The 18,258-nt window shown below is 62.1% G+C and carries 15 protein-coding genes; 7 read left to right on the top strand and 8 right to left on the bottom strand.

Annotated elements, in window-relative coordinates; genetic code table 11:
• Window positions 1-4 precede the first annotated feature (4 nt).
• Both JET17_RS05485 and JET17_RS05480 read right to left on the bottom strand, forming a co-directional pair.
• Entirely contained in the window at window positions 5-685 is a 681-nt protein-coding gene (locus JET17_RS05485; RefSeq protein ID WP_012313004.1) for a Pr6Pr family membrane protein, read from the bottom strand.
• A 1-nt stretch (window position 686) separates the two neighbouring features.
• Complete coding sequence (locus JET17_RS05480; RefSeq protein ID WP_012313003.1) at window positions 687-908, bottom strand: VF530 family DNA-binding protein; 222 nt, start codon at window positions 906-908, stop codon at window positions 687-689.
• A 169-nt stretch (window positions 909-1,077) separates the two neighbouring features.
• Here JET17_RS05480 and JET17_RS05475 point away from each other — a divergent pair, with 169 nt between their 5' ends.
• The 7 genes from JET17_RS05475 to cmoB all read left to right on the top strand — a co-directional run bounded on the left by JET17_RS05475 (window position 1,078) and on the right by cmoB (window position 12,109).
• On the top strand, window positions 1,078-3,129 hold the full coding sequence (locus tag JET17_RS05475; protein ID WP_198823190.1) for a TonB-dependent receptor: 2,052 nt from the start codon (window positions 1,078-1,080) through the stop codon (window positions 3,127-3,129).
• Between the two features lie 317 nt (window positions 3,130-3,446).
• Window positions 3,447-4,793, top strand: coding sequence for a carbohydrate porin (locus JET17_RS05470; RefSeq protein WP_012313001.1), 1,347 nt, complete (start codon window positions 3,447-3,449; stop codon window positions 4,791-4,793).
• Between the two features lie 28 nt (window positions 4,794-4,821).
• Window positions 4,822-7,233 (top strand): glucose/quinate/shikimate family membrane-bound PQQ-dependent dehydrogenase, encoded by a 2,412-nt coding sequence (locus JET17_RS05465; protein WP_012313000.1) that lies wholly within the window; start codon window positions 4,822-4,824, stop codon window positions 7,231-7,233.
• A gap of 162 nt (window positions 7,234-7,395) precedes the next feature.
• On the top strand, window positions 7,396-9,822 hold the full coding sequence (lon, locus tag JET17_RS05460; RefSeq protein ID WP_012312999.1) for an endopeptidase La: 2,427 nt from the start codon (window positions 7,396-7,398) through the stop codon (window positions 9,820-9,822).
• Between the two features lie 108 nt (window positions 9,823-9,930).
• Window positions 9,931-10,323, top strand: coding sequence for a protease inhibitor I42 family protein (locus JET17_RS05455; RefSeq protein WP_012312998.1), 393 nt, complete (start codon window positions 9,931-9,933; stop codon window positions 10,321-10,323).
• An 89-nt stretch (window positions 10,324-10,412) separates the two neighbouring features.
• Window positions 10,413-11,156 (top strand): carboxy-S-adenosyl-L-methionine synthase CmoA, encoded by a 744-nt coding sequence (gene cmoA / locus JET17_RS05450; RefSeq protein WP_012312997.1) that lies wholly within the window; start codon window positions 10,413-10,415, stop codon window positions 11,154-11,156.
• Window positions 11,153-12,109: a tRNA 5-methoxyuridine(34)/uridine 5-oxyacetic acid(34) synthase CmoB gene (gene cmoB, locus JET17_RS05445; protein WP_012312996.1), complete on the top strand. Its 957-nt coding sequence runs from the start codon at window positions 11,153-11,155 to the stop codon at window positions 12,107-12,109. The genes cmoA and cmoB overlap by 4 nt, the downstream gene beginning before the upstream one ends.
• A 147-nt stretch (window positions 12,110-12,256) precedes the next feature.
• Here the strand turns inward: cmoB and pdxJ are convergent, their stop codons facing one another.
• The 6 genes from pdxJ to lepA all read right to left on the bottom strand — a co-directional run bounded on the left by pdxJ (window position 12,257) and on the right by lepA (window position 18,183).
• Window positions 12,257-12,979, bottom strand: coding sequence for a pyridoxine 5'-phosphate synthase (gene pdxJ / locus JET17_RS05440; RefSeq protein ID WP_420094545.1), 723 nt, complete (start codon window positions 12,977-12,979; stop codon window positions 12,257-12,259).
• Between the two features lie 61 nt (window positions 12,980-13,040).
• Window positions 13,041-13,724 carry a DNA repair protein RecO gene (gene recO / locus JET17_RS05435; protein WP_012312994.1) on the bottom strand — a complete coding sequence of 228 codons (684 nt, stop codon included), beginning with the start codon at window positions 13,722-13,724 and terminating at the stop codon, window positions 13,041-13,043.
• 53 nt (window positions 13,725-13,777) lie between these two features.
• Window positions 13,778-14,680, bottom strand: a complete 903-nt coding sequence (gene era, locus JET17_RS05430; protein WP_012312993.1) for a GTPase Era — start codon at window positions 14,678-14,680, stop codon at window positions 13,778-13,780.
• Complete coding sequence (gene rnc / locus JET17_RS05425) at window positions 14,673-15,362, bottom strand: ribonuclease III (RefSeq protein WP_012312992.1); 690 nt, start codon at window positions 15,360-15,362, stop codon at window positions 14,673-14,675. The genes era and rnc overlap by 8 nt, the downstream gene beginning before the upstream one ends.
• Window positions 15,363-15,523: 161 nt before the next feature.
• Window positions 15,524-16,378, bottom strand: coding sequence for a signal peptidase I (lepB, locus tag JET17_RS05420; protein ID WP_012312991.1), 855 nt, complete (start codon window positions 16,376-16,378; stop codon window positions 15,524-15,526).
• Between the two features lie 5 nt (window positions 16,379-16,383).
• Entirely contained in the window at window positions 16,384-18,183 is a 1,800-nt protein-coding gene (lepA, locus tag JET17_RS05415; protein WP_012312990.1) for a translation elongation factor 4, read from the bottom strand.
• Window positions 18,184-18,258: the final 75 nt, after the last annotated feature.

The following is an 18,258-nucleotide window of genomic DNA, read 5'->3' as shown; positions in this document are numbered from 1 at the left end:
GTCGTCAGGCCCGGTCCTTTCGCGGTTTTACCCGCGAAGGGGCCTGTACAGGCCGAGCAAGCCGCCGCCCGCGCCAGCGATCGAGCCCAAGTAGTACCAGCGCAATTGCCCAGAACCCCGCCAGTACGCCCAAGGCATTGAGCATGACCTGCCCGTAGCCAAGGCTTGCAACGTCGATGAACGGATACGGGTAGACCCCGATCTCACTCCCCCGCCACAGTGCGTAGCCGAAATACACCGCCGGGTACAGCGCCCACGGCCCCAGATGCCAGAGCCGCAAATGCCCCTTGGGCACGGCGAACCACCAATACACAACGTAAAGGGCCGGCATCACGTCGTGCAGCAGTTCGTCCGCCAGCCATTGCCAACCCTCGGGTTGCCACAGATGCCGCAGCAGCACGCTGTAGGCCAGTGCCACCAGCACGATGCTGGCGGCCACAGCGGAACTTACCGAGGGCGAAAGGAAGAAGCGTTTCGCGCCCGATTCTCGCCCGAACGCCGCATAGCTGAGCACCGTCGCCACCAAGGTATTGGTCAACACCGTGAAATAGCCGAACACATTGATCAGCCCGCCAATCAGGCTCGCCGCTTCCTGCCAGCGCGCCAGCAGCACCAGGTACACCTGCACAGCAAGGCCCAACCAGCCAAGCACTGCGGCCAGGGTCAGCCAGGGATGACGCGGCATCTCAGGCGTTGCGCTGCAGTTTCACGTAGAGCTGCTCGACTTTCTCCCGAGCCCAGGGCGTCTTGCGCAGGAAGGTCAGGCTCGACTTGATGCTCGGGTCGCTCTTGAAGCAGCGCACATCCACGCGCTCGGCCAGGCCCTGCCATTGGTAGTGCGCCACCAGCTCGGTGAGGATCTGCTCGAGGGTCTTGCCGTGCAGCGCGTTGTGGTTGGCCGTGCTCATGCCAGTACTCCCGCGGATAAAAAGATGCGCACATTACACGAGTGTAGTGAGGAAGGGGACGCAGCAGCACCAATACAAAAACCGCTGGCAAACGGTGAAACCTCTGTGCTGAAATAGTGATGTTATATAGTAACAATACAAAAGCCTCTGCCAAGGACCGCCACTCTCCATGTTGTGCTCTCCCCTACGCCTCTCCCCCCTCGCCGTCGCCCTCTGGCTAGCCTCATCACCCAGCCAGGCTGTGGAACTCGAACCCCAGATCATCACCGCCAACCCACTGGGCAACCGCGAGCTGGCTGCCCCCAGCACCGTGCTCGAAGGCGACGAGCTGCTGCAGCAACAGCACGGTAGCCTGGGCGAAACCCTCAACAAACAGCCCGGCGTCGCCTCCACCTGGTTTGGCCCAGGCGCCAGCCGCCCGGTGATTCGCGGCCTGGACGGTGACCGTATCCGCATCCTGCGTAACGGCGTCGGCGCCCTCGACGCCTCGGCGCTGTCGTACGACCATGCCGTGCCACTGGACCCGGTAACCGTCGAGCGCGTCGAAATCGTCCGTGGCCCCGCCGCCTTGCTCTACGGCGGCAACGCCATCGGTGGGGTGGTCAATACCTTCGACAACCGCATCCCCGACGCGCCCATCGAGGGCATTCACGGTGCCGGTGAACTGCGTTACGGCGGTGCCGATACCACGCGCAGCAGTGCCGGCAAGCTGGAAGCCGGTGACGGCACCTTCGCCCTGCACCTGGATGCCAACAGCCGCCAGTTCAACGACCTGCGCATCCCAGGCTACGCCCGCAGCTCGAAAGTGCGCGACGCTGATGAGCCCGGCAGCAAACACCGCCTGGAAAACAGCGACGGTCGCCAGGATGGCGGCGCAGTGGGCGGTTCCTACCATTGGGATCACGGCTATGCGGGCCTGTCCTACAGCCGCTACGACAGTAACTACGGCTCAGTGGCCGAGTCCGGTGTGCGCCTGGACATGAAGCAGGATCACTACGGCTTCGCCTCCGAACTGCGTGACCTCGAGGGCCCCTTCAGCTCGGTCAAGGTCGATGCCGGTTACACCGATTACGAGCACAGCGAAATCGAAGAAGGCGAAGTGCACACCACCTTCAAGAACAAGGGCTATGAGGCGCGTATCGAGGCCAGGCACCAACCGATCGGCCCGCTGGAAGGCGTGATCGGCGCCCAGGTCAGCCGCAACGAATTCTCGGCACTGGGTGAAGAAGCCTTCGTACCGCACACCGATACCGATAGCCTGGCGTTGTTCATGCTTGAGCAATGGCAGGCCACCGAACGCCTCAACCTGAGCCTGGGTGCGCGCCTGGAACACACCCGCGTCGACCCGGATGCCAAAGGCAACGAAAACTTCGTCGATGCCGACAGCGCCAGCAGCTTCAATGCCTTGAGCCTGTCTTCGGGGGCGGTGTACCAACTCGACCCGGTCTGGGCGCTCGCTGCCAACGTCGGTTACACCGAGCAAATTTGTGCCCCGACCTTCTACGAGCTTTACGCCAACGGCGCCCACGTCGCCACCGGGGCTTATGAAGTCGGTGATGCCAGCCTGAACAAGGAAAAAGCCATCTCCGCCGACCTGGCACTGCGCTTCGACAATGGCACCCACAAGGGCAGCGTCGGGGTGTTCTACAGCCATTTTCGCAACTACATCGGCCTGATCGGCACGGGCAACATGCGAGAGGGCCATGACCACGACCATGGCGACGATGATCATGACCACGATCACGACGATGGGGGTTTCCCTGAGTATCAGTACCAGGGTGTGCGGGCGCGTTTCTACGGCATCGAAGCCCAGGACCGTTGGCAGTTGGTCGAGAACCGCTACGGCAGTTTCGCTCTCGAGCTTTCGGGCGACTACACCCGAGCCAAGAACCTCGACAGCGGCGAGCCGCTGCCGCGCATTGCGCCTTTGCGGCTGAACAGCGGACTGGTCTGGGAGCTGGACCGCTGGCAGGCGCGCGTTGATGTGCAGCATGCCGCGTCGCAGCATCGCAAGCCGGCGAATGAAACCAGTACTGATGGTTACACCACCCTGGGAGCGAGTGTGGGGTATCGCTTCGATATCGGGCAGAGCCAGTGGCTGGCGTTCGTGCGCGGTGAGAACCTGACGGATCAGACCGTGCGTTACGCCAGTTCGATTCTGCGCGATATAGCACCGGCGCCGGGGCGTAGTGTGGAAGTAGGCCTGCGCACGACCTTCTGATCATCAAGGGGGCGCTGTGCGCCCCATTCGCCGGCAAGCCGGCTCCTACAAGGACCGTGCAGAGCTCAAGGGCACCGCTGAACCTGTGGGAGTCAGCTTAACGGCGACGGGCTGCAGAGCAACCCAACTCCCGCACTGTTACCCAGGCTGTAACAATCAACTGCGACAATTTGTCTTTTTTTCTTACAAGTTCCCCTATATCCTCCCCGCCGCAAGCTGAATCGCTTCACTCACCTTACCTGTCGCCATTTCCATCGAAGAGCTAGCTCATCGGTGCGCTTGCCGTTCTTTCGACAATCAAAAGATAGCGCTATCTCATGTTCTCACTGCCCAACATTCGCTACACCGGCACCGCTCTGATTGCCTTGACCGCCTGTTTTTCGTCCACAGCCAGCGCCAGTGAAATGTTCGCCAGCGACTCGCCATGGATGCTTGGTGACTGGGGCGGCACCCGCAGCGAGCTGCTGGAAAAAGGCTACGACTTCACCCTCGGCTACACCGGCGAGATGGGCAGCAACCTGCACGGCGGTTACGACCATGACCGCACCGCGCGGTACAGCGACCAGTTCACCTTCGGCAGCCACCTGGACCTGGAAAAAATCCTGGGCTGGCAAGACACCGAACTGCAGCTGACCATCACCGAACGCCATGGGGACAACATCAGCAACGACCGCATCAACGACCCGCGGGTCGGCGGCTTCACTTCGGCCCAGGAAGTCTGGGGCCGGGGTGAAACCTGGCGGCTGACCCAGATGTGGATCAGGCAGAAATACTTCGATGGCGCCCTGGACGTGAAATTCGGCCGCTTCGGTGAAGGCGAGGACTTCAACAGTTTCCCCTGCGACTTCCAGAACCTGGCCTTCTGCGGCTCGCAAGTAGGCAACTGGGTCGGAGGCATCTGGTACAACTGGCCCGTCAGCCAGTGGGCGCTACGTGTGCGCTACAACATCAACGACGCCCTCTATGCTCAGGTCGGGGTGTTCGAGCAGAACCCCTCCAACCTCGAATCCGGCAACGGTTTCAAACTCAGCGGCAGCGGTACCCAGGGTGCCGTAATACCGGTCGAACTGGTGTGGAGTCCGCAGGTCAATGGCCTGAAAGGGGAATATCGCGCCGGGTACTACTACAGTAATGCCAAGGCACAGGATGTTCTCAAGGACAGCAACGGCCAGCCGGCAGCCATCAGTGGCGCCGCCTACCGCAGCAGTTCGAGCAAGCACGGCCTTTGGATCGGCGCCCAGCAGCAGGTTACCTCGCTGGCCTCCGACCAGTCGCGCGGCCTGAGCCTGTTCGCCAATGCCACAGTGCACGACAAGAAGACCAATGCCATCGACAACTATGTGCAGGCAGGACTGGTATACAAGGGCCCCTTCGATGCCCGCGCCAAGGACGACATCGGTTTCGCCCTCGCTCGCGTGCACGTCAACCCCGCCTACCGCAAGAACGCCCGCCTGGCCAACCAGGCGGCAGGCCACTACGACTACGACAATCCGGGTTTCCTGCCCGTGCAGGACACCGAGTACAGCGCTGAACTCTATTACGGCATTCACCTGGCCGACTGGCTCACGGTGCGCCCGAACCTGCAGTACATCCGCCATCCGGGCGGGGTGTCGCAGGTGGACGACGCCCTGATCGGTGGCCTGAAGATCCAAAGCACTTTCTGACAACCCTTCACCTAACGGAGAACATACGATGAGCACTGACGGTGCCAAGAATGGAAGCCGCTGGCTACCGCGCCTGATGGGCGTACTGCTGTTGCTGATGGGCCTGGCCTTGCTGGCGGGCGGCATCAAGCTCAGCCAGCTCGGCGGGTCGCTGTATTACCTGATTGCCGGTATCGGCTTTGCCGTTTCGGGCGCACTGCTGCTGGCTCAGCGCCGACTTGCCCTGGGCCTGTACGGCCTTGTGCTGCTGGGCAGCACGGTATGGGCACTGCTGGAGGTGGGCCTGGACTGGTGGCAACTGGTGCCGCGCCTGGCCATCTGGTTCGCCATTGGCGTGGTACTGCTGCTGCCGTGGGCACGCCGCCCGCTGACCGGCCCGGCCAACAAGGCCAATACCGCCCTGCTCAGCCTTGCCGTGCTCGCCTCTGGCGCTTGCGCGCTGGGCAGCCAGTTCACCCACCCGGGCGAAGTGTTTGGCGAACTGGGCCGCGACAACAGCGAAATGGGCAGTGCCGCACCCGCCATGCCCGACGGCGACTGGCAAGCCTATGGCCGCACCGAGCATGGTGACCGTTATTCGCCGCTGCGCCAGATCACCCCGCAGAATGCCTACCGCCTGGAAGAAGCCTGGCGCATCCGCACCGGTGACCTGCCAACGGACAACGACCCGGTCGAGTTGACCAACGAAAACACCCCGCTGAAGGCCAACGGCATGCTCTACGCCTGCACCGCCCACAGCAAGGTGCTGGCCCTGGACCCGGACACCGGTGCCGAGATCTGGCGCTACGACCCGCAGATCAAGACCCCGGTGGGTACGTTCAAGGGCTTCGCCCACATGACCTGCCGCGGCGTTTCGTACTATGACGAGAACAGCTACGTCAGCCGCGATGGCAGCCCGGCGCCGAAGGTATCCGACGCAGGCCAAGCTGTCGCCCAAGCCTGCCCGCGCCGCCTCTACCTGCCGACCGCAGACGCCCGCCTGATCGCCATCAATGCCGACAACGGCAAAGTCTGCGAAGGCTTCGCCAACCAGGGCGCGATCGACCTGACTACCGGTATTGGCCCGTTCACAGCCGGCGGTTATTACTCCACCTCGCCGGTGGCGGTCACCCGCAGCCTGGTGATCATCGGCGGCCATGTCACCGACAACGAGTCGACCAACGAGCCTTCCGGCGTGATCCGCGCCTATGACGTGCACGATGGCCACCTGGTCTGGAACTGGGATAGCAACAACCCCGATGACACCCAGCCACTGGCCCCGGGCAAGACCTACAGCCGCAACTCGGCCAACATGTGGTCGTTGGCCAGTGTCGATGAAGACCTGGGCATGGTCTACCTGCCGCTGGGCAACCAGACACCCGACCAGTATGGCGCCAACCGTACCCCGGGTGCGGAGAAGTACAGCGCTGGCGTGGTCGCACTGGACCTTGCCACCGGCAAGGCGCGCTGGAACTACCAGTTCACCCACCACGACCTGTGGGACATGGACGTCGGCAGCCAGCCAACCTTGGTTCACCTGAAGACCAAGGAAGGCGTCAAGCCTGCGATCATCGTACCGACAAAGCAGGGCAGCCTGTACGTGCTCGACCGCCGCGACGGTAGCCCCATCGTGCCGATCCGTGAGATCCCGGTACCGCAAGGTGCGGTCAAGGGTGACCACACTGCACCGACCCAGGCCCGCTCCGACCTCAACCTGCTCGGCCCGGACCTGACCGAACAGGCCATGTGGGGTGCCACACCGTTCGACCAGATGCTGTGCCGCATCCAGTTCCGCGAACTGCGCTATGAGGGCCAGTACACTCCACCGTCCGAGCAAGGCTCGCTGGTCTACCCGGGCAACGTAGGTGTGTTCAACTGGGGCAGCGTCTCGGTCGACCCGGTGCGCCAACTGCTGTTCACCTCGCCCAACTACATGGCCTTCGTGTCGAAGATGGTACCGCGCGAACAGGTTGCCGCCGGCAGCAAGCGCGAAAGCGAAACCAGCGGCGTGCAGCCCAACACTGGCGCGCCTTACGCCGTGATCATGCACCCGTTCATGTCGCCGCTGGGCGTGCCGTGCCAGGCACCGGCCTGGGGTTACGTGGCGGCCATCGACCTGTTCACCAACAAAGTGGTGTGGAAGCGCAAGAACGGCACCACCCGTGACAGCACTCCGATACCGATCGGCATGCCGGTAGGTGTGCCGAGCATGGGCGGCTCGATCGTCACTGCTGGTGGTGTCGGCTTCCTCAGCGGCACTCTGGACCAGTACCTGCGCGCTTATGACGTGAACAACGGCAAGGAACTGTGGAAAGCCCGCCTGCCAGCGGGTGGCCAGGCCACGCCGATGACCTACACCGGCAAGGACGGCAAGCAGTACGTGCTGATCGTCGCCGGCGGCCACGGTTCGCTGGGCACCAAAATGGGCGATTACATCATCGCTTACAAACTCGCCGACTAAGCTACAAGCGGCAAGCTACAAGCTACAAGCGAAAGCGGGGCCTGAGAGGTCCCGCTTTTTTCTTGCAGCTTGAAGCTTGCGACTTGCAGCTTCTAGCTTGAAGCTTGAAACCCATTCCCCCGCGCCCCATCTAAGCACCATAGCCATTCACGCAGGTGCCCCATGAGCGACCAGCAGGATTTTCCGGAACAACCCGACGACAACAGCGATATCGAACACCTTGATGGTCAGGCCCAAACCGGCCATGGCCATGCCCTCGCCCTGCCCGGCCAACAATTGCCGGACAAGGTCTACGTGATTCCGATCCACAACCGCCCGTTCTTCCCAGCACAAGTCCTGCCGGTCATCGTCAACGAAGAGCCTTGGGCCGAGACCCTCGACCTGGTGGCCAAGACACCGGATCACTGCCTGGCGCTGTTCTTCATGGACACCCCCCCCGAAGATCACCGCCATTTCGACACCGCGGCCTTGCCGGAGTACGGCACCCTGGTCAAGGTGCACCATGCCAGCCGCGAAAACGGCAAACTGCAGTTCGTCGCCCAGGGCCTGACTCGGGTACGCATCCGCACCTGGCTCAAGCATCATCGCCCGCCCTATCTGGTCGAAGTCGAATACCCACGCCAGCCAAGCGAGCCGACCGACGAGGTCAAGGCCTACGGTATGGCCCTGATCAATGCGATCAAGGAACTGCTGCCGCTCAACCCGCTGTACAGCGAGGAGCTGAAGAACTACCTCAACCGCTTCAGTCCCAACGACCCATCGCCACTTACCGACTTTGCCGCCGCACTCACCTCGGCCACCGGCAACCAGTTGCAGGAAGTGCTCGATTGCGTGCCCATGCTCAAGCGTATGGAAAAAGTCCTGCCGATGCTGCGCAAAGAAGTCGAAGTCGCGCGCCTGCAGAATGAGATTTCGGCCGAGGTCAACCGGCAGATCGGCGAGCACCAGCGCGAATTCTTCCTCAAGGAACAACTCAAGGTCATCCAGCAGGAGCTTGGCCTGACCAAGGACGACCGCAGTGCCGACCTCGAACAGTTCCAACAGCGCCTGCAAGGCAAGACCCTGCCGGAGCAGGCAAAAAAACGCATCGATGAAGAAATGGCCAAGCTGGCCATTCTTGAAACCGGCTCTCCCGAATACGCCGTCACCCGCAACTATCTGGATTGGGCCAGTGCCCTGCCCTGGGGCGTGTATGGCAAGGACAAGCTCGACCTGAAGCATGCGCGCAAGGTGCTCGACCAGCATCACGCGGGCCTCGATGACATCAAGGAACGCATCTTGGAGTTCCTCGCCGTGGGCGCCTGGAAGGGCGAGATCAGTGGTTCGATCGTACTGCTGGTGGGCCCGCCTGGCGTGGGCAAGACCAGCATCGGCAAGTCCATCGCCGAATCGCTCGGCCGCCCGTTCTACCGGTTCAGCGTTGGCGGCATGCGCGACGAGGCCGAGATCAAGGGGCACCGACGCACCTATATCGGCGCCCAACCAGGCAAGCTGGTGCAGGCCCTGAAGGATGTCGAGGTGATGAACCCGGTGATCATGCTCGACGAGATCGACAAGATGGGCCAGAGCTATCAGGGCGACCCTGCCTCGGCGCTGCTGGAAACGCTGGACCCTGAACAGAACGTCGACTTCCTCGACCATTACCTGGACCTGCGCCTGGACTTGTCCAAGGTGCTGTTCGTGTGTACCGCCAACACGCTGGATTCGATCCCCGGCCCACTGCTCGACCGTATGGAAGTGATCCGCCTGTCCGGCTACATCACCGAAGAGAAACTGGCCATCGCCAAGCGTCACCTGTGGCCCAAACAGCTGGAAAAGGCCGGCGTGGCCAAGACGAGCCTGGCCATCAGCGATAGCGCCCTGCGCGCAGTGATCGAGGGCTATGCCCGCGAAGCCGGCGTACGCCAGCTGGAAAAACAGCTGGGCAAACTGGTGCGCAAGGCCGTGGTCAAGCTCTTGGAAGCCCCGGATGCCAAGCTCAAGATCGGCACCAAAGACCTGGAGGCCGCGCTCGGCATACCAGTGTTCCGCAGTGAACAGGTGCTGGCAGGCAAAGGCGTGATTACCGGCCTTGCCTGGACCAGCATGGGCGGCGCGACATTGCCGATCGAGGCAACCCGCATCCACACCCTGAATCGCGGCTTCAAGCTCACCGGCAAGCTGGGTGACGTGATGAAGGAATCTGCCGAAATCGCCTACAGCTACGTCAGCTCCAACCTCAAGCAATTTGGTGGTGATCCGGCTTTCTTCAACGAAGCCTTCATTCACCTGCACGTGCCAGAAGGCGCCACGCCCAAGGATGGTCCGAGCGCCGGTATCACCATGGCCAGCGCACTGCTGTCGCTGGCCCGTGACCAGGCACCGAAAAAAGGGGTGGCCATGACCGGCGAGCTGACCCTGACCGGGCAGGTGCTGCCGATTGGTGGCGTGCGGGAGAAGGTGATCGCAGCGCGGCGGCAGAAGATCTTCGAACTGATCCTGCCAGAGCCCAACCGCGGGGACTTCGAAGAATTGCCTGAGTACTTGCGTGAAGGGCTGACCGTGCACTTTGCCAAGCGCTTTGCCGACGTGGCTAAAGTGCTGTTCTGACCCGCAAAGGCCTCATCGCCGGCAAGCCGGCGATGAGGCCGGCACTGATAACACAAAACCCGTCTATCATCGGTTATCCTCAGGCCTTCGCCAGCCTCTGGAGCTACCATGACTGTCCCTCGTCTGCTCGTTCCCCTGAGCCTCGTCCTGCTTTCCGCTTGCGCCCAGCAGCCCAGGCAAACCGTCGAACTTGACGCTGAAAGCGAATGCCCCAAGCACCTTCAGGTCGGCCAGCCGCTCACCCTGACCCTGCCCAGTAATCCCTCTACCGGCTACCGCTGGCTGGTGCAGAACCCGGCCTCGAACATCTTGCGCAGCCTCGGCCCCGAGGTCTACAGCGCCCCCGAAGAAGCCGGCATCGTCGGCAGCGCGGGCATGTCCACCTGGCGCTTTGAAGCCCGTGCCGCAGGCGAAGGCCATCTGGTGCTGGTCTATCAGCAGCCTTGGGCCCCGGAAGTTCGGCCGGTACAGACCTTCGATTGCGCGGTTCGGGTCAACTGAACGCACAGCGCTGGTCAGCCGACCATGCATCCTTGGCGCGGTTTGGCTAGAATGCCGGCCCTGCCAATTGTCAGCCGCCTGGATTCACCGTGAGCAAACAACCCGACCGCCTTTTCGCCCAGCCTCTGGAGCAAGTTCCCGACTTCGTGTTCAACGAAGACGTGGTGCGCGTATTCCCGGACATGATCAAGCGCTCGGTGCCCGGTTACCCGACCATCGTCGAGAACCTTGGTGTGCTCGCGGCGCGCTTCGCCCAGCCCAATACCGCCCTGTATGACCTCGGCGCGTCGCTGGGCGCCGTTACCCAGTCGCTGCGCCGCCATGTGCGCAGCGAGGGCTGCCGGGTGATCGCGGTGGACAACTCCGCGGCCATGGTCGAACGTTGCCGCCAGTACCTCACCGCGCAGGACTCGATGTTCCAGGAACTGCTGCCGGTTCAGGTACTGGACGCCGACATACTGGCCCTGCCCTTCGAGCCCGCCTCGGTAGTGGCGATGAACTTCACCCTGCAGTTCATCGCCCCTGAACAGCGCCTGGCGTTGCTCAGCCGCATCCGTCAGGCATTGCTGCCCGGTGGCGCGCTGATCCTCTCGGAAAAACTGCATTTCGCCGATGACCAGGAGCAGAATCTGCTCAATGAACTGCACCTGGACTTCAAGCGTGCCAATGGCTACAGCGAACTGGAAATCGCCCAGAAGCGCAGCGCCATCGAAAACGTGATGAAGCCAGACACCCTGCACACCCACACCGAGCGCCTGCGCGCGGCGGGCTTCAGCAAGGTGGTGCCTTGGTTCCAATGCCTTAATTTCGCCTCGCTGATAGCCCTGCCATGATCGATCTGTCCCCCCTCGTCCGCCGCCTGGCGGGCACCCCACTGGCTTGCTGGTCGCAAGGCCTGCAAGCACAACTTCAAGCCAAGCTGGAGAAAGGCCACGGCGATCTCGAGCGCTGGCGCGGTGCGCTGGACGCCCTGCCGGCACTGCTTCCAAGCGAAATCGACCTGGTCGACGGCCTGCGCCTGGACTGTGACTGCGACGACGGCACCCGCGCGCAGATGCGCCAGGCCCTGATGGGCCTGTCGCCCTGGCGCAAAGGGCCGTTCGACCTGTTCGGCGTACATGTAGACACTGAATGGCGCTCGGACTGGAAGTGGTCGCGCGTGGCTCCGCACCTGGACCTGCAGGGCAAGCGTGTGCTCGATGTCGGTTGCGGCAACGGCTATTACCAATGGCGCATGCTCGGTGCAGGCGCCGACATGGTCATCGGGGTTGACCCCAACTGGCTGTTCTTCTGCCAGTTCCAGGCCGTGCAGCGGTATCTGCCCGACTTGCCGGCCTGGCACCTGCCGTTTGCACTGGAAGAGCTGCCAGCCAACCTGGAAGGTTTCGACACAGTGTTTTCCATGGGGGTGTTCTACCATCGCCGCTCCCCCATCGAGCACCTGCTGGCGCTCAAGGATTGCCTGGTCAAAGGGGGTGAGCTGGTACTGGAGACGCTGGTGGTCGAGGGCGACGAGCAGCAGGTACTGGTGCCCGAAGACCGCTACGCGCAGATGCGCAACGTCTGGTACCTGCCGTCTGTCCCGGCGTTGGAGCGCTGGTTGCGCCGTGCGGGTTTCAGCGATGTGCGCTGCGTGGATGTCAGTGTGACCAGCGTCGAGGAGCAGCGCAGCACCGAATGGATGCGCTACCAATCGCTGGGGGACTTCCTAGACCCGAACGACCACAGCAAGACCATTGAAGGGTTGCCCGCCCCACGCCGCGCAACGCTGTTAGCACGCAAATGAAAAGACCCCACCGGGACTGCGCAGCTCTTGAGGCCTGCGCTGTACCTGTGGGAGCCGGCTTGCCGGCGATGGGCCGCAAAGCGGCCCCAAATCGCATAACTGAATGGCATTAACCCATGGGCCGCCTGCGTACAGCAGCGCAGATGATCAGCGCGAAGCTGCGACGATCAGCGCTTTCATCTCTGCCACCGCCGCCTTGAAACCTACGAACAGCGCATGGGCCACCAAGGCATGGCCAATGTTCAATTCATTGATGCCCTTGATTGCCGCCACCGCCTCGACGTTGTGGTAATGCAGGCCATGGCCGGCATTGACAATCAGCCCCTGAGCAACGCCAAAAGCGACGCCATCGACGATCCGCTTGAGCTCCTCGGCAACTTCAGTCGGCGTTTGGGCATCAGCATAACGGCCGGTGTGCAGCTCGATGGCAGGGGCACCCACGCGGCGGGAGGCTTCGATCTGCCGCTCGTCGGCGTCGATGAACAGCGACACTTCAGCACCAGTGCGCGACAGGCGCTCTACCGCAGCCTTGATCCGTGCCTCCTGGCCAGCCACATCGAGGCCGCCCTCGGTGGTCAGTTCCTGGCGTGTTTCAGGTACCAGACAGATATGCGCCGGGCGAATCTTCTCGGCGAACGCCATCATCTCTTCAGTGACGCCCATCTCGAAGTTCATGCGGGTTTGCAGCACGTCCTTGAGCAGCACCACATCGCGCTCCTGGATGTGCCGGCGGTCTTCGCGCAAGTGCACGGTGATGCCATCGGCGCCTGCCTCTTCGGCATCCAGCGCGGCCTTGACCGGGTCCGGATAGCGTGTGCCACGGGCCTGGCGCAAGGTAGCCACGTGGTCGATGTTGACGCCGAGAAGCATGCGGTTGCTGTGAGTCACGAAAGGCTCTCCTGAAGATTTAGCCCCACAGCATACGACGTGCTCAGCGCTTGCGAAACAGTTCCCGGCTGACCAGCGGTTTTGGCCCCAGATGGACCGCCAACGCCTGACGCATCAGGCGCTTGGCCGCGAGCAGGGCACCAGGCGCATCCCAGTCGGCCTGGGCAAGGGCCAACAGTTCGGCACCATTGAACAAGCCGGGCTGAACCAGGTAAACGCGTTCAAGGCCGGCATCGACCTGCAAGCGGTACAGCCCGTCGGCTTCGATCGGCTCGTCGCTGACGTCGTGGTCAAGCGCAAAGGCGTAACCCAGGTCTTCCAGCAGGCGCCATTCGAAGGAGCGCAGCAGTGGCTCCAGAGGGCGCCCGGCCGCCAGGGCCTGCAAGGTCAGGGCGTAATGCTCGAAAAGTTCGGGTTGTGGTGCTTCGGCAGGTAGCAGGCGCATCAGCAGCTCATTGAGGTAAAGGCCGCTAAACAGTGCATCGCCGTGCAGCCAGGCGGCGATGCCCATGCTGTCCAGACGCCCGACGTTCTTAAGCTCACTGCGTCCTCGCAGTTCCACTTCCAGCGGCACGAACGGCCGCACCAGGCTGCCACCCTTGCCCCGTGCTCGGCGCAACACCGCGCGCACGCGCCCCTGCGGCGTGAAGAAGTCCACCAGCGCGCTGGTTTCCTTGTAGGCACGGCTATGCAGCACGTAGGCCGGCTGACCGACAGGTTGTTCCATGAAGTGTGGCCTGAAAGCAGAGCGGCCCGGAGAGATCCGGGCCGCTGGAAGGGTTACAGGTCGCCGTAGCCCAGCGAGCGCAGTGCGCGCTCGTCATCGGACCAGCCGCCTTTGACCTTGACCCAGAGGTTGAGCATGACCTTGGCGTCGAACAGGGTTTCCATGTCCTTGCGCGCATCGGAGCCAATGCGTTTGATGCGCTCGCCCTTGTCGCCAATGATGATCTTCTTCTGGCCGTCACGCTCGACCAGGATCAGCGCATGGATATGCAGCACATGGCCCTGCTGCTTGAACTCCTCGATCTCCACGGTGATCTGGTATGGCAACTCAGCACCCAGCTGGCGCATGATTTTCTCACGCACCAGTTCAGCGGCCAGGAAGCGGCTGCTGCGGTCGGTGATCTGGTCTTCCGGGAAGAAGTGATCGTTTTCCGGCAGGTGCTTGGCAATCAGCGCCTCGAGCGCTTCGAGGTTGTGCCCCTGCTGGGCAGAGATGGGTACGACTTCGGCATTGGGCAGTTGCTCCTGCAGCCACTGCAGGTGCGGGATCAGCTCTGCTTTCTCGTCCATGCGGTCGGTTTTGTTGACTGCAATGATCAGCGGGCCGGTCACGTACTGAACGCGTTCGAGCACCAGTTGGTCCTCATCGGTCCAGCGCGTACGGTCGACCACGAAGATCACCACATCGACGTCTTTCAGGGCCGCCGAGGCATTGCGGTTCATGTAGCGGTTCAAGGCCTTGTCGTTGGCCTTGTGCATGCCGGGGGTGTCGACGTAGATGGCCTGAACATCACCCTCGGTCTTGATGCCGAGCATGTTGTGGCGGGTAGTTTGTGGCTTGCGCGAGGTGATCGCCAGCTTCTGGCCTAGGATATGGTTGAGCAAGGTCGACTTGCCCACGTTGGGGCGGCCGACGATGGCCACGTAACCGCAGCGGGTCGGATTGTTCTCAGTCATTGCCATTCTCCACGCCCAGGGCGATCAATGCGGCGGCGGCGGCGACTTGCTCGGCAATACGCCGGCTAACGCCCTGGCCACGGCTCTTGTTGTTCAGCAGCACCACTTCGCATTCGACGAAGAAGGTACGGCAGTGCGGTTCGCCCTGGATGTCCACCACCTCGTAACGAGGCAGCTCACAGCTACGCGACTGCAGGAACTCCTGCAGGCGGGTTTTCGGGTCTTTGTTGGTGTCGACCAGGGTCAGGCTTTCGAACTCGTCAGTCAGCCAGGCCAACACACGCTCGCGAGCGGTCTGCATGTCGGCATCAAGGTAGATGGCGCCGATCAGGGCTTCGAGGGCATCGGCCAGGATCGACTCGCGGCGGAAACCGCCGCTCTTGAGTTCACCGGAACCCAGGCGCAGGTACTCACCCAGGTCGAAACCGCGAGCGAGCCGGGCCAGGGTCTCGCCCTTGACCAAGCGGGCACGCAAGCGCGACAGCTGGCCTTCGCGGGCCTGCGGGAAGCGCTCGAACAGCGCCTCGCCGGCCACGAAGTTGAGAATGGCATCACCGAGAAACTCCAGGCGCTCATTGTTGCGCCCGGCGTAGCTGCGATGGGTCAGGGCCAGCACCATCTGGTCCTGGTCTTTGAAGGTGTAACCGAGCTTGCGCTCGAGACGGGCAAGGGAAGCACTCATGCAGCCACCCGTTGGTTGTTCAACGCGTTGTTCAAATCAACATCCTGAAAGACTGTTTGGCTGTGGCCCGTCGCGGCGAGCAACGAATCTCTCGATCCCTGAGAACACAGCCTATGTCAGAAATGCATTCGGCGCTGTCTGCTGGACAGCGCCGAAGGGTATCAATGGATCAGGCCGACCCGCGACAGGTTGGGCAAGTGGCTGAGCTTTGGCTCTGGCCAGCTCATCCAGACCGCGAAGGCCTTGCCGACGATGTTCCGGTCCGGAACCATGCCGTGCAGTTCCTTAGGAATGTTCGGGTCATCCCAGTAACGGCTGTCGTTGGAGTTGTCGCGGTTATCGCCCATCATGAAGTAATGGCCGGCCGGCACGGTCCACTGCTGGTCCGGCGGCATGCGATAACGGGTCATTTCCTTGCGGATCAGGTGCTCGGCTTCGCCGAGTTTTTCCTTGAACAGTTCGGCGCTGCCCAGGGTACCTGGCTCGGCGCCAACCAGTTGCTCGGCAACCGGCTGGCCATTGACGAACAGCCGCTTGTCGCTGGTGTAGCGGATCTGGTCGCCAGGCAGGCCCACCACACGCTTGATGTAATTGACGTTCGGGTCGCTTGGGTAGCGGAACACCATCACATCACCGCGTTGCGGGTCACCCACCTCGATGACCTTCTTGTCGATCACCGGCAGGCGAATGCCGTACGAGAACTTGTTCACCAGGATGAAATCGCCCACTTCCAGGGTCGGTTTCATCGACCCCGAGGGGATCTGGAACGGCTCTACCAGGAACGAGCGCAGCACCAGTACGATGAACAGCACCGGGAAGAACGACTTACCGTACTCGACCAGCAGCGGTTCCTTGTTCAGGCGCTCGACCACGGCCATTTCTGGCTGAGTGACGCTACCCTGGTAGTTGGCGACTGCCGCTCGCCGGCGCGGGGCCAGGAACAGCAGGTCGATCAAGCCCAACAGACCGCAAACGGCTACGGCGATGACTAGCAACAGCGGAAAATTTAGCGACATAGGACCTAGCTATCCAACCTGAGCACGGCGAGGAAGGCTTCTTGTGGAATCTCCACGTTGCCCACCTGTTTCATGCGTTTCTTACCGGCCTTCTGCTTCTCCAGCAGCTTTTTCTTACGGCTGACGTCACCACCGTAGCACTTGGCCAGTACGTTCTTTCTGAGCGCCTTGACGGTTGTCCGCGCAATGATCTGGCCGCCAATGGCTGCCTGGATCGCCACATCGAACATCTGCCGAGGGATCAGTTCCTTCATCTTCTCGGTCAACGCACGGCCTTTGTAGGCCGCGTTGTCGCGGTGCACGATCAATGCCAGGGCATCGACCTTGTCGCCGTTGATCAGTACATCCAGCTTGACCAGGTTGGCCGACTGATAGCGATCGAAATGATAGTCCAGCGAAGCATAGCCGCGGCTGGTCGACTTGAGGCGGTCGAAGAAGTCCAGCACCACTTCGTTCATCGGCATGTCATAACGCACCTGCACCTGGCTGCCGAGGAACTGCATGTCGCGCTGTACGCCACGCTTCTCGATGCACAGGGTGATGACGTTGCCCAGATGTTCCTGCGGCACCAGGATGGTCGCGGTGACGATCGGCTCGCGGAAGTCGGTGACAGACGAAACATCAGGCAGCTTCGACGGGTTGTCGACAACGATGGTTTCGCCGGTCTTGAGTTCCAGCTCGTAGATCACGCTCGGAGCCGTGGTGATCAGGTCCAGGTCGTATTCGCGCTCCAGGCGCTCCTGGATGATCTCCATGTGCAGCATGCCCAGGAAGCCGCAACGGAAGCCGAAGCCCAGTGCATCGGAGCTTTCGGGCATGTACTGCAGCGACGAGTCGTTCAGGGTCAGCTTCTGCAGGGCGTCGCGGAAGTCCTCGAAATCGTCGGAGCTGACCGGGAACAGGCCGGCATAAACCTGCGGCTGGATCTTCTTGAAACCTGCCAGCATTTCGACTTCTGGGGTCGAGGACAGGGTCAGTGTGTCACCGACCGGCGCACCATGGATGTCCTTGATGCTGGCAATGATGAAACCTACTTCACCGGCTTTCAGATCAGCGGTCTGGGTATGTTTCGGGGTGAAGACACCCACGCTGTCGACCAGGTGCACCTTGCCGGTGGACTTGACCAGGATCTTGTCGCCCTTCTTGACGCGGCCCTGACGCACGCGCACCAACGAAACCACGCCCAGGTAGTTGTCGAACCAGGAGTCGATGATCAACGCCTGCAGCGGGGCATCGATCTCGCCCACAGGCGCCGGAATGGTGTGGACCAGGCGTTCAAGCACCTCGTCGACGCCCATGCCGCTCTTGGCACTGCACGCCACCGCGTCGGTGGCGTCGATGCCGATGATCTTCTCGATCTCGTCCTTGACCCGATCAGGGTCGGCCTGGGGCAGGTCCATCTTGTTCAGGACCGGCATGACCTCAAGGCCCTGCTCGATGGCGGTATAGCAGTTGGCCACGGACTGGGCTTCGACGCCCTGGCCTGCGTCCACCACCAGCAGCGCACCTTCACAGGCCGCCAGCGAACGCGAGACTTCATAGGTGAAGTCGACGTGGCCGGGGGTATCGATGAAGTTCAGCTGGTAGGTCTTGCCGTCCAGCGCCTTGTAGTGAAGCGTGACGCTGTGGGCCTTGATGGTGATCCCGCGTTCGCGCTCCAGGTCCATGGAATCCAGAACCTGAGCTTCCATTTCGCGTGCCGACAGGCCACCGCACATCTGGATGAAACGGTCGGCCAGCGTCGACTTGCCATGGTCGATGTGGGCGATGATGGAGAAATTGCGGATATGACTCAAATCACTCACGGGTCAACACTCGAAAAGGCTGCGAGCCGGACGCCCGCCGAAAAATAGCCGGGAATTGTACCTCAACCAGCAGGG

This window comes from Pseudomonas putida, from assembly GCF_016406145.1.
In the GTDB taxonomy this organism is placed as follows: Bacteria; Pseudomonadota; Gammaproteobacteria; order Pseudomonadales; family Pseudomonadaceae; genus Aquipseudomonas; species Aquipseudomonas putida_E.
This window is presented reverse-complemented; position numbering and strand designations above follow the sequence as displayed.

Coding starts and splice junctions, on each gene's coding strand:
- rnc (WP_012312992.1), bottom strand. CDS start 15,362: ATGAGTGCTTCCCTTGCCCGTCTCGAGCGCAAGCTCGGTTACACCTTC.
- JET17_RS05480 (WP_012313003.1), bottom strand. CDS start 908: ATGAGCACGGCCAACCACAACGCGCTGCACGGCAAGACCCTCGAGCAG.
- JET17_RS05470 (WP_012313001.1), top strand. CDS start 3,447: ATGTTCTCACTGCCCAACATTCGCTACACCGGCACCGCTCTGATTGCC.
- era (WP_012312993.1), bottom strand. CDS start 14,680: ATGACTGAGAACAATCCGACCCGCTGCGGTTACGTGGCCATCGTCGGC.
- lon (WP_012312999.1), top strand. CDS start 7,396: ATGAGCGACCAGCAGGATTTTCCGGAACAACCCGACGACAACAGCGAT.
- cmoB (WP_012312996.1), top strand. CDS start 11,153: ATGATCGATCTGTCCCCCCTCGTCCGCCGCCTGGCGGGCACCCCACTG.
- JET17_RS05475 (WP_198823190.1), top strand. CDS start 1,078: ATGTTGTGCTCTCCCCTACGCCTCTCCCCCCTCGCCGTCGCCCTCTGG.
- pdxJ (WP_420094545.1), bottom strand. CDS start 12,979: ATGCTTCTCGGCGTCAACATCGACCACGTGGCTACCTTGCGCCAGGCC.
- JET17_RS05465 (WP_012313000.1), top strand. CDS start 4,822: ATGAGCACTGACGGTGCCAAGAATGGAAGCCGCTGGCTACCGCGCCTG.
- recO (WP_012312994.1), bottom strand. CDS start 13,724: ATGGAACAACCTGTCGGTCAGCCGGCCTACGTGCTGCATAGCCGTGCC.
- lepB (WP_012312991.1), bottom strand. CDS start 16,378: ATGTCGCTAAATTTTCCGCTGTTGCTAGTCATCGCCGTAGCCGTTTGC.
- JET17_RS05455 (WP_012312998.1), top strand. CDS start 9,931: ATGACTGTCCCTCGTCTGCTCGTTCCCCTGAGCCTCGTCCTGCTTTCC.
- JET17_RS05485 (WP_012313004.1), bottom strand. CDS start 685: ATGCCGCGTCATCCCTGGCTGACCCTGGCCGCAGTGCTTGGCTGGTTG.